Origin of the sequence: Acinetobacter sp. AG3, from assembly GCF_022343575.1 — a bacterium.
Classification (GTDB): domain Bacteria; phylum Pseudomonadota; class Gammaproteobacteria; order Pseudomonadales; family Moraxellaceae; genus Acinetobacter; species Acinetobacter guillouiae.
Map to the genome: position 1 here is coordinate 1569414 of NZ_JAKQZD010000001.1, position 12232 is coordinate 1581645.

The 12232-nt window shown below is 38.5% G+C and carries 10 protein-coding genes; 7 read left to right on the forward strand and 3 right to left on the reverse strand.

Going from position 1 to position 12232, the window contains the following annotated elements; translation table 11 throughout:
• Positions 1-14: 14 nt before the first annotated feature.
• The gene (locus L3V46_RS07240; protein WP_004724634.1) at positions 15-704 is read right to left on the reverse strand and encodes a pirin family protein; all 690 of its coding nucleotides are present in this window, start codon (positions 702-704) and stop codon (positions 15-17) included.
• 174 nt (positions 705-878) lie between these two features.
• Positions 879-2108, reverse strand: coding sequence for a L,D-transpeptidase family protein (locus L3V46_RS07245; RefSeq protein ID WP_034611785.1), 1230 nt, complete (start codon positions 2106-2108; stop codon positions 879-881).
• Positions 2109-2383: 275 nt separating this feature from the next.
• Between L3V46_RS07245 and hemE the strand changes: the two genes are divergently transcribed.
• The 4 genes from hemE to L3V46_RS07265 all read left to right on the forward strand — a co-directional run bounded on the left by hemE (position 2384) and on the right by L3V46_RS07265 (position 7015).
• A complete protein-coding gene (hemE, locus tag L3V46_RS07250) occupies positions 2384-3457 on the forward strand; it encodes a uroporphyrinogen decarboxylase (RefSeq protein WP_034611784.1) in 1074 nt (357 codons plus the stop codon).
• Positions 3458-3478: 21 nt separating this feature from the next.
• On the forward strand, positions 3479-4285 hold the full coding sequence (locus tag L3V46_RS07255; RefSeq protein ID WP_239045319.1) for a DUF817 domain-containing protein: 807 nt from the start codon (positions 3479-3481) through the stop codon (positions 4283-4285).
• A 143-nt stretch (positions 4286-4428) separates the two neighbouring features.
• On the forward strand, positions 4429-4899 hold the full coding sequence (locus L3V46_RS07260) for a DUF3015 family protein (RefSeq protein ID WP_004822723.1): 471 nt from the start codon (positions 4429-4431) through the stop codon (positions 4897-4899).
• A 169-nt stretch (positions 4900-5068) separates the two neighbouring features.
• Complete coding sequence (locus L3V46_RS07265; RefSeq protein ID WP_239045320.1) at positions 5069-7015, forward strand: DUF4105 domain-containing protein; 1947 nt, start codon at positions 5069-5071, stop codon at positions 7013-7015.
• A gap of 74 nt (positions 7016-7089) precedes the next feature.
• Here L3V46_RS07265 and L3V46_RS07270 read toward each other — a convergent pair whose 3' ends face one another.
• Positions 7090-7923, reverse strand: coding sequence for a helix-turn-helix domain-containing protein (locus L3V46_RS07270; protein ID WP_239045321.1), 834 nt, complete (start codon positions 7921-7923; stop codon positions 7090-7092).
• Positions 7924-8232: 309 nt separating this feature from the next.
• Here L3V46_RS07270 and eat point away from each other — a divergent pair, with 309 nt between their 5' ends.
• From eat to eutC, 3 genes are read left to right on the forward strand one after another with little or no spacing between them, the layout of a single operon-like run.
• Entirely contained in the window at positions 8233-9663 is a 1431-nt protein-coding gene (gene eat, locus L3V46_RS07275; RefSeq protein ID WP_004822717.1) for an ethanolamine permease, read from the forward strand.
• A gap of 2 nt (positions 9664-9665) precedes the next feature.
• A complete protein-coding gene (locus L3V46_RS07280; protein WP_004724618.1) occupies positions 9666-11048 on the forward strand; it encodes an ethanolamine ammonia-lyase subunit EutB in 1383 nt (460 codons plus the stop codon).
• Between the two features lie 15 nt (positions 11049-11063).
• Positions 11064-11879, forward strand: coding sequence for an ethanolamine ammonia-lyase subunit EutC (eutC, locus tag L3V46_RS07285; RefSeq protein ID WP_239045322.1), 816 nt, complete (start codon positions 11064-11066; stop codon positions 11877-11879).
• The last annotated feature ends 353 nt before the right edge of the window (positions 11880-12232 follow it).

Below are 12232 nucleotides of genomic sequence, written 5' to 3' on the forward strand. Positions count from 1 at the left end.
TTATTGCATACGGATTAGCTGTTTAAATCAAACCAAATAAATTGGCTATCTTCATGTGCAGTGAGTGTTGAATCTTCGTCAAATAAATAAGCATCACCTGCTTTAACGACTTGACCGGCAATATCAATCTCACCTTCAATCACATGTACATAGTTAAATTTTTGGGTTGCTTTCACTTCAAGTGTGTGACCTTTTTCCAAATATGCCGCTTTAATTTCAGCATCTTGACGAATATGCATCGGCGCATTGTCATTTGGTCCCACAATCAATTGCCATTCATTTGGTGATTTTTTAGGATCGCGTTCAATTTGTTGATAATTCGGTTCAGCATCTTGAACATTTGGAATCACCCAAATTTGTAGCATATGAACGGCTTCATCACCTTGGTTGATTTCACTGTGTTGTACACCTGTACCTGCACTCATCAATTGCCATTCACCCGCATGGATATGACGTTCATTTCCCATACTGTCTTTGTGTGAAATGGTACCTTTGAGTACACAGGTCAAAATTTCCATATTGTCATGTGGGTGAGTACCGAAACCTTTATGTGCTGCAATGGTATCGTCATTGATTACACGTAAAGAACCAACACCCATATATTTAGGATCGTACCAGCTACCAAAAGAGAAACTATGTTTGGTGTCTAACCAACCCATTTTTACGTGACCACGGTTTTCGCTGTGATGTAAAAAAGTATTCATCTCAAGTCTCCAATTCTTTATTTTTTAACATGAGTAAATATTAATATTTAACTAATTGGGATGAAATAGCAAAATAGCAACATGTTGTTTTATTTTTGGAACGATAAAGTTTTTAGCTTTTGCAATAAAAAAACCAGTGTATGTACACTGGTTTTCATTTCATCAAGTATAAGATTATTCTAAGAATTTAACCGTTACACCCGATTTAACTTTTTTACCTAAATCATTGGCATCCCAGTTGGTCAAACGAATACAACCATGTGAAGCTGTTTTCGAAATTGCAGATGGGTTTGGCGTACCATGGATACCAAATGATTTCTTACTCAAGCCAATCCAGATGTTGCCTACAGGGGCATTTGGACCAGGTGGTAATGATAATGGTTTTAAGTTTTTGCCTTGTACAAAGTTACTTGGCGAGTAACTATACCAAGGGTTGCGAGCAACACCGGTAACTTTATAGGTTCCTGTTGGCGATGGCGTATCAGAACTACCAATTGTGGCAGGGAATGAGCCAACCATTTGGTTTTGCGCATTAAATAAATACAATTGTTTCGCACCTTTATGCGCCACAATTAAATGGATATTTTCAGGCAATTCGTTACGGATATTGGTGACAACGATTTTTTCACCAACTTTGTTAAATGTTGCTTTAGGATTAAGTTTCTTTAAGAACTCTTCATCCATATGGAATTTTTCACCCAACATTTCGGTGACACGGGTGTAGTACAAACCTGGCATTTTTGCTTGTAAAGCATAATCACGCGGAATTGATTTTGCATAAGGACCTTTTAGATCTTCAGCAGTTATCGTGTATTCCACAAAAGCAGGTTTATTGCCTTGTTGAGACACTAATGCATCCCAAGTTTCTTTGGTCAACTCACCCGTCGGTTTAATGCCATTCATTTGTTGGAATGAAGCAATGGCTTTCAGCGTATTCATACCGCTTGAACCATCAATTGCACCTGGTGAAGCATGTGCATTATTTAACATGACATGGGCACGGGCATAGACAGGGAATTGACCCTTGCCAATATTTTCGTACCATTGTGCATTGTTGATCCCATCTAAAGTCCATGATGCTTTCGGTGCATTTGGATTGCTTGCCGTTTTTGCAGTCGTGGTCTGTGGAGATGATGGGGCAATAGCAGTACCTGAGTTTTTATCCTCAGTTTTTTCTAAATTTTGTAGCGTGTTTGCAGCTTTGTCTAAGTCTTGTTGCTCTTGCTGGCTTATCTGTGTTTCTACACTTGAAGCAGAACTGTCAATAGCAAGTGGATCAATAGGATCTTCAACGGGAGCAGCAACTTTTTTAGGCGTTAGAGGTTGCTCAGCTGTAGATGCAGCAAAAGCTGTACCTGTTAATAAACAGCTTAAACTCAAAGCAAGAATTGAGCGAACGAACATGTAGATCAACCTTAAGAATTATTCATAATTTATGACTAAAAATCTGTGTAAGTATTGCAGAAATTATAAGGTGTTGCAGTATTTGTTTTGTGTTAATCATTTTTTTCTATAGACATTTTCTCTGTCAGCTGGTTTTGTTTTATTTTCGTATACCAAACGAAATTTAAATCAAAGCAAGCAAATAAAACTTTATTGAGAAAAATTTTCTATAAATGGTTATGTAGCAGGCCTTTTTGCTATGATGGGGCGAATTTAATTTTTGATTGGGAAAGTAAATGACGACCTTAAAAAATGATCGTTTTCTACGTGCCTTATTGCGTGAACCTGTAGATACGACTCCGGTTTGGATGATGCGTCAGGCTGGACGTTATTTACCAGAATATCGTGAAACACGTGCGAAAGCAGGTGATTTTCTTTCTCTTTGTAAAAATACAGAATTTGCTTGTGAAGTAACTTTACAGCCTTTGCGCCGTTATGAGCTTGATGCTGCAATTCTATTTTCAGACATTTTGACTGTTCCCGATGCTTTAGGCTTAGGGCTTTATTTCGAAACAGGCGAAGGCCCTAAATTCCATAAAACAGTTCGTACTGAACAGGATGTGGCAAATTTACCCAAATTCGATGCCAAATCTGATCTGGCTTATGTCATGAATGCGGTTTCAACCATTCGTTCAGCTTTGGGTGGTCAGGTGCCTTTAATTGGTTTTTCGGGTAGTCCGTGGACCTTGGCAACCTACATGGTGGAAGGTGGTTCAAGCAAAGACTTCCGTTTTACCAAACAGATGATGTATGCACAACCTGAAGTTTTACATGCTTTATTAGATCGTTTAGCCGATGCTGTAATTGACTATTTAAATGCTCAAATTGAGGCTGGTGCTCAAGCTGTACAAATTTTTGATAGCTGGGGTGGTGCATTGGCGCATCGTGAATATCTAGAATTTTCACTCAAATATATGCAGAAAATTGTTGCAGGATTAAAACGAGAGCATGAAGGGCGTAAAGTACCTGTGATCTTATTTACCAAAGGCGGTGGTCAATGGTTAGAGCCAATGATTGCAACAGGTGCAGATGCATTTGGCTTAGATTGGACAACCCCGTTAAACGTGGCGCGCCAAACCGTCAATGGACGTGCAGCACTACAAGGAAATTTAGATCCAGCAACATTGTATGGTTCAGCAGATTCTATTGAAAAAGCAACCAAAGCCATGTTGGATGATGCTTATGCCAATGGTGAGAAAACAGGTTATATCGCCAACTTAGGTCATGGTATTACCCAATGGGTTGACCCTGAAAAACCAAAAGCATTTATTGACACTGTACACCAATACAGTGCCAAATACTTAGGTTAACTTATTGTTGTAAATGCATTTATGATCTATTTTAAATCATTATATGAATTTCTATTTAAGGCAGCATCGGCTGCCTTATTTGGTATTTTATTGCTGATTGCATTTGTCATTACGGCAAGGATGGGCAGCCATGAATTTTATGGTTTGTTCCGTTATGACTGTTTATTATTTTATGCGTTGATCATTCAAGTCTGCTTATTGTATTTAAGACTAGAATCTTGGGCAGAAGCGAAAGTTATTGCTTTATTTCATATCATGGCCATGGGGATGGAAATATTTTTAACACACCCGCAAATTGCTTCTTGGCAATATCCGCAACCTGCCGTTTTTAAAATTTTGACCGTGCCTTTATTTGCAGGATTTATGTATTCGGCAGTCGGTAGTTTTTTTGCACGTTCACTGCGTTTGTATCAGGTTTCATTTTTAAATTTGCCCAGTTTTGCCAATATGTTGAGTCTGGCACTATTGTCATATATCAATTTCATGAGCAAATTCTTTATTCCAGATTTTCGAAATGTATTATTCATTTGGAGTGTGGTGATTTTTTGGAAAACAAAAATTCGTTTTAAACTACAACAGCATGAATTTCAGCTTCCGATATTGCCAGTATTGGTTGTTTTGGCATTTATAATTTGGGTAGCTGAAAATATTAGCACTTTTAATAAAATTTGGTTGTATCCAAGTCAAGTAGATGCATGGCATATGGTGGGGTGGGGTAAGCTAGGCTCGTGGTATTTACTGTTACTTTTAAGTCTGGTTTTGGTGCTTAAGATTCTTGGAGATCGTAATAAAAAGGGTGAATGGTCACTAAAAAAGTACAATAAATAATTTCGTAATTGTCACATTTAGATTTGCATATCTGAATTTATGTGATAAATCTAAATAGGTGTAATCAAACTTACACATAATGGAAAATAACAATTTACATATGTTGAATTAAAACAATGCATATGAAAATTCTGGAGAATTATATGTTAAAAAAAATCGCTTTGGCTGCTGTATTGGCTGCGGGTTCAAGTGTTGCTATGGCTGATCCAGATGTGGGTTGTGGTGTAGGTTCACAAGTTTGGGCTGGTCAATCTGGAAAAGTACCGAAAATTTTAGCGGCGACCACCAATGGTCTTTTTACTAACCAATTATTAGGTATTACGTTTGGTACTTTAGGTTGTAATGGCAATGGTAAAGTGACTGCGCAAGTTGTGACCTTTACCAATGAAAACTCAGAAGCACTTGCACGTGATATGGCTGTAGGTCAAGGTGAAAGCCTAAACGTACTTGCTTCATTGTTAAATGTTAAAGATGCAGATAAAGCACGTTTCAATGCTGTAGCGAAGTCAAACTTTGCAAGTATTTATTCAGCAGAAAATCAAAATTCTCTACAAGTATTAGCGTCACTTCAACAAGTGATGGCAAAAGACGAAGTGTTAAAAGCTTACGTTTAATTGCATCAAAAACCCTGCCTTGTTGCAGGGTTTTTTTATTTAAATTTTATCAAATATACATTATTGAGAAATGAATCGAACAGGAGTAAACATTGAGCGAACTCTTGTATTGAACCAACATTTCTTAATTGCGCAGTTTTATAATATATCTATATAAATTGATGATTGAATGAAATATTTAGCACTTAGTTTAAGCTTACTCAGTTCATTGTTTACCGTTCATTTACATGCGGAATCCGCTTTAGAGAATCAGCATGCATTAGAAAATGCGTTAAAACTGGCACAACAAAAACAATTAGCCAGTCATATCACCTGGAAACGTTTACTTTATGCAGAAGATGCCTCTGCTAAAGACTTAAATCACCATAACACTAGTCATAAAAGCACAAATCAAAGCGAAGTTAGTTATTCAGGTTATTTTTTTGCTCAAGATGGTCGCCAGAACATCCAAAATGAAATGAATGCAGATATCACTGCACTGTTTCAAGCCGCGGCTGCCAATCAATCCATTCGTTGTAAATTTCCTGCACGTAGCCAATGGTTGATACAACAACTGAATATTTCACAACAACAATTACCCGTTGTGTCCTGTCCTGAGTTTGATCAATGGTATGCACAAATCAAACCCTACCAAGTGACCTTGATTTATGCGACTGATTTTATGGGCAATCCAAGCTCAATGTTTGGACATACCTTGCTTCGTCTTGATCCTAAAGATCAAAAACAGCTCAACTTAGTTTCTTATGCTGTGAATTATGCAGCCACAGTAAACAGCGATGACAATTGGTCTTATGCATGGAAAGGGTTAGTTGGGAAATATCCTGGTGAATATTCTTTAATGCCTTATTATCGCAAAGTGAAAGAATATGGTGATTTTGAAAGCCGTGATCTTTGGGAATATGAACTCAATTTAAATCCTGAAGAGACCGCTTTTTTGGTAAAACATATTTGGGAAATGCAAAAGGTCAGTTTTCCTTATTATTTTGTCAGTGATAATTGTGCCTATCGTTTATTGGGGTTGATTGATTTAGTCCGTCCAAGCTCGAATTTACGCAAGCAATTTACATATGCAGCGATCCCAATTGAAACCATTAAAGCCGTAGAGCAACAGGGATTAGTAAGAGAAGCGGTATATCGTCCAGCGTTAGAAACACAATTAAATTCACAGGCCAAACAACATGGTCATGCATTGGCAAAAAAAGCCCATGCAATTGCAGTATTAGAACCACAACAGATGCAAGCGGCTATCGCTGGTTATGATGATCAAGATCGTGCAAAAATATTAGAAATGGCCTATGACGATTTATATTTACAATTCGTTGCTCGTCAGGTCGATGCAAGCTTTACTCAACCGCGTTTTAGACAACTGCTAGGCTTACGTAGTCAAATCCCTATAGAGAAACAGCGTTTAGCACCTGTGCGTCCGAAAGTTGATCCAGTTAATGGACATGATTCACGTAAGTGGTCCGTGGAAGCAGGTGAGGTTCAGGGTGAAAAATTTGTACAAATTGGTCATCGTCAGGCCTATCACGAACTAAAAGATCCGCAGGGCGGCTTCCGTACAGGCACGCAATTGTTGTTTCTGGACGGTGCTGCGCAATGGCGAGATGATCGGCTTAAACTGGAACATCTCGATGTATTAACAGTAAACTCTTATAACCCCATCACCCCGTTTAAAATGCCAATAACCTGGGGTTTTACTTTAGGCTGGCAGCAAGAAGCCATTCAAAATGGACAATTTAGTGACCAGCAACAACATGGCGTAGTCAGTGCAAAAGCCCAATCTGGTTATACCCTTGCAGATGATGATCGTAAGCATCTTTGTTATGCAGAACTACAAACACAGTTTCAAGCAGGTACATCATTGGATAAAGGCTGGCGCGTTGGACTAGGACCAACATTAGGCTGCCAAAATGTATGGTCAGATCGTTTAAACAGTATTGTTCAAGTCGAATTACCCTATTGGCAAGATTCAAGTGAGTGGAATTTACGTATCCAGAGTACACTACAATATTCGCTCAATCGTCAAAATTCATTAAACGTCAATTGGGAGTACCAACAACAAAACCAACTCGATTGGCAAAAAATTGGTTTAGGCTTTGTACATTATTTTTAAAGCTAGATCTGGCAAATCGGATTTTGAGAATGAGGCTTTGAGATAGATATTAATCGATCGCAAGCCAAGGATGTTTATACAAGCAGATTATTGATCCTCATACTTAGAATCTGCTGCCAATTGTTTAGAAAAGGGCTTTTGGTTTTTATAAAGAAATGACCTTGGTAGAGTTGCTTGACTGTATCAAGATAACCCGCATCGACAGCATCTTCCAATTCTTTAAAATCTGCATGAATTTCTGCCTGTATTTGATAGGTTCTTGCACAGATTAATTCGCCAACCTTATTTTTTAAATAAGAAATCTCAGATTTAAGCGTATTTAAGCTGATCTGTTCATCGCCATAGAGATAAATATGTAGCTGTTCTAGGGTTAAGCCCAAAGGATTTAGAATTAAAATACAGATGATTTCAAACTGCCGTGGCGTTAAAAGGATCGACTGATTATTGATCATTATTTTCTGTGGGACTGAAAATGCATGGATAGTTAAACGATTAAAGGGCTGTGTATATAATTTTTGTGCAATGATCTCGGCGCATTGTGTAACGGCCAATTGTCCAAAAATATTTGCTTGATTTAAGCTGTGAAATAAAACCACTTCACCACATGCTTCCCCTGATGTTAAATCAAGAATAGGCGCACTATAAATATAGTGATCTGGCTTTGTTTCCAAATCCTGATCTTGCTGGAATCCTGTGAATGGATCTGTATTGGCGGAACACCACAGTAGGTTTTTTTGCAGATCTCTGATTTGTATAACAACAGCAGCGAGCAGCGCCGTGTTGAGTAAATCCTGCTGACATTGAATCAGTGCGGATTGTAATGCTTGCTGGGAACGTGAGTTTGCTTGAGTAGGGGTTAAATTTTCATTTTTGATTGTTGGCTTTTTAGCATGTGGTTTTGAGTCCATCGCATAATCCATTTATGCATATATACTAAATAATATCTTAAATTAAATAAACAAATAACAAAGTAAATAAAATATATAAATTTCATTATTTTTCTTTTAATTATTCAATTTTCAATAACTTTTTCCGATTCTCTAGTTTGGTGCTATTCAACTTTTCTCCTACCTTTGTTTGGTAGATTCATTTAAAAGCAGTTTTTAACAACTGACAAGACGTTATGTTCATGGGATTGAACAAAAAACATTGACGTCATCCAAGGAAAGGCACTTTTTTTGCTTATACAAAAGAAGGCAAATTAAAAAGGAACGATGATGGACGCTCGAAATGAACAATCAACTATCGTAAAAACAGAAGATTCCAAAGAATATTTTGCTCAACGAGAATTAAAAAAGGGTGCTGTTGGCTGGTTACTCTTGGTCGGTTTAGGGGTTGCCTATGTGATTTCAGGCGACTTTGCTGGATGGAACTTTGGTATCGCACAAGGCGGTTGGGGCGGTATGTTTGTCGCAGTAATTTTTGCTGCGATCATGTATCTATGTATATGCCTCTCAATGTCAGAAATGTCGACCATGCTCCCTACAGCAGGTGGTGGATACAGTTTTGCCCGTATGGCTTTTGGACCATTTGGCGGTTATTTAACAGGAACAGCGATTCTGATCGAATACGCTATCGCTCCAGCAGCAATCGCGACCTTTATTGGTGCATATTGTGAGTCCTTATTTGGAGTTGGCGGATGGTTAATTTATTTAATCTGTTATTTGGTTTTTATGGGGATTCATTTAAAAGGTGCAGGTGAAGCACTTAAAATCATGTTTGTGATTACTGCGATCGCAGTGGTTGCAGTGGTGGTGTTCCTTGTTGCGATGATTCCTCATTTTAACAGTGCCAATCTATTCGATATTGCAGTTGATTCATCTAAAGCCGGTGCGAGTAGCTTTTTACCCCAAGGTTATTTAGGGATCTGGGCAGCAGTTCCGTATGCAATCTGGTTTTTCCTTGCTGTAGAAGGCGTTCCTTTAGCTGCTGAAGAGGCTAAAAATCCAGCACAATCATTACCACGCGGTTTGATTGGTGCAATGTTGATCTTGGCTGCTTTTGCCATCTTGATTTTAATATTGAGTGCAGGTGCAGCAGGTGCAAGTGTACTTAAAGATTCAGGTGCACCTTTGGTGGATGCGCTGGTTAAAGTATATGGGCACGGCATGTTGGCGAACTTTGTAAATTTTGTTGGCTTGGCTGGTTTAATCGCGAGCTTCTTCTCGATTATCTATGCCTATTCGCGGCAAATTTTTGCACTTTCTCGTGCGGGTTATTTACCGACGTCTTTATCATTGACCAACAAAAATAAATCGCCATATTTAGCCGTGATTATTCCGGGGATTATTGGCTTCTTATTGTCATTAACCAAACAGGGGGATTTACTGATTTTGATTGCGGTATTTGGTGCGACGATTTCTTATGTTTTAATGATGATGGCGCATATCAAATTACGTATTTCACAACCTGATGTATATCGTCCATATCGAACACCTGGTGGTATTTTTACTTCCAGTATTGCGTTGATCTTATCAATTGTCGCCGTGGTTGCGGGTTTCTTGGTCGATCCAAAAGTCTGGTTTATCGCTTTGGGCATCTATGTGGTCTTCATTGTTTATTTTCTTGTTTATAGTCGTCATCATCTGATTTCAGGCACACCAGAAGAAGAATTTGCCAGCATTAAGGCAGCAGAACAGGAATTATAATTATGAGTTATCGTTATAGTGTTGCTCAGCAACAATATATTTTCCAAGATTTAAAGACCTTAATGGCTAAGGCAACCCCATTACGTTCTGGTGATGAGTTGGCCGGTGTTGCAGCCAGTAATGCAACGGAACGTGTGGCAGCACAGATGGCTTTGGCAGAAGTCCCGTTAAAAACTTTTTTAAATGAAACAGTCATCGACTACGACAAAGATGATATTACGCGTTTAATTATTGATGAACATCGTGCTGATTTATTTGCGCCAATTGCGCACTTTACTGTAGGTGATTTTCGCAATTGGTTGCTGAGTGAAGATGCAACTTCTGAAAAATTGGCCAATTTAGCCAAGGGTTTAACGCCAGAGATGGTTGCTGCTGTGAGTAAAATTATGCGTAATCAAGATTTAATTCTGGTTGCGAGTAAATGTGAAGTGGTGACGCAATTTCGCAATACGATTGGTTTAAAAGGTCATTTATCAACTCGCTTACAACCAAATCATCCAACCGATGATGTATTGGGTATTTCGGCCAGCCTATTGGATGGCTTGATGTATGGCAATGGTGATGCTGTGATTGGGATTAATCCAGCCACAGACAACTTACATAATTTGTCGGAATTGTTAAAGTTACTTGATCATATTATTCAAGAATATGAAATACCAACACAATCCTGCGTGTTAACTCATATCAGCTCAGGGATTCAACTTGCAGAACGTAATATTCCAATTGATTTAATGTTCCAATCCATTGCAGGCACACAACTGGCCAATGAAGGCTTTGGTGTTACCTTGGATTTACTTCAGGAAGGATATGAGGCGACTTTAGCACTCAACCGAGGCACAATTGGTCAAAATGTGATGTATTTTGAGACTGGACAGGGCAGTGCCTTATCCAGTAATGCGCATCATGGTGTGGACCAGCAAACTATTGAAGCACGAGCCTATGCAGTGGCACGTAAATATAATCCATTATTGGTCAATACTGTGGTTGGGTTTATCGGTCCAGAGTATTTGTATGATGGGAAACAGATTATTCGTGCAGGGTTAGAAGATCATTTCTGTGGCAAATTACTCGGTGTACCTATGGGTTGTGATATTTGCTATACCAACCATGCCGACGCAGATCAAAATGATATGGATGTGTTACTCACGCTATTTGGTGCTGCGGGAATTAACTTTATCATGGGAATTCCAGGCTCGGATGATGTGATGTTGAATTATCAAACCACATCTTTCCATGATGCCTTATATTTACGTCAGTTAATGGGATTAAAACCGGCCCCTGAGTTTTCGGCTTGGTTAGATCAGCAAGGAATTTTGCACCAAGAACAACGGCAAATTCATTGGCCAAGCAGTATGCCAAAAAACTTTGCTAAATTATTATCATAAAAAGGAGAGTAAACCATGAAGCTCTCAAAACTTGAAACTTTTCCAAATGGTTTTCATGAAGATCCTTGGCATAAGTTAAAACAATATACTGATGCCCGAATTGCGATGGGAAGAGTAGGATGTAGCATTCCAACTCAGGAATTGCTTAAGTTTCAACTCTCGCATGCACAGGCCAAAGATGCTGTTTTTCACCAATTAGATACTGAAAATATGCAAGCTCGGCTTAGAGATTTAAAATTTGAAAGTCTCATTGTGGAAAGCAAAGCAACCGACAAAGAAGTATATTTAAAGCGTCCTGATTTGGGCCGTGAGTTATCGGAACAGGCTCAAACTCAACTCACGACTTATGTACAACAGCACCCACAGCAATATGATGTATGTATCGTGGTTGGTGATGGCTTATCTGCACGTGCAATAGAAGAGAATGCCATTGCCTATATCAATTCCTTACGTGAACATATTGATGCTGAGGGCTGGAAACTGGCGCCAATTGTACTTGCTACAGGGAGTCGTGTGGCATTAGGCGATGAAGTGGCGGAAAGTTTTAATGCACCCTTATTGATTATGTTGATTGGTGAACGGCCTGGTCTAAGCTCACCTGACAGTATGGGGGTGTATTACACTTGGAAAGCGCGAAAAGGCAGTATGGATTCAAGCCGGAACTGTATTTCCAATGTACGACCTGCAGGGCTGAGTATTCAAATTGCCACACAACGTTTAATGGCGTTGATGCGAAATTCATTTAAATTACAACTTTCAGGGGTTGATTTAAAAGATGACCACGTTGTTCCATTACAAAGCGATGAGCATCGCAAAAAATTATTATTCTAATGGCTAAATTTTTTATATCTTGAACAAAGCAGTGCCATGATGTTTAAGGCACTGCTTTGTAAATACTAAAGTATTTGTTCAAGCTTAAGTGTTGTGTAAACCTTTAAGTTTAAAAAATAAATTAAAAAACTAAGTGTACTTCTCTTAAATATCCTACATTTAATTTCTGTTATGACTCGGCGTTTTTTATTGAATATGCTTGATGTGACATTTCAGCAAAGTCTATTTTTGAACGAAAAAAGGCATTTGGACGATCCACTTTTTACACAATTTAGATCATGCTGTTGATGGTATCGCAAGCATATATCGACATACTTCGAGAGACTTATTCGATCAAAATATCATGAAATAGA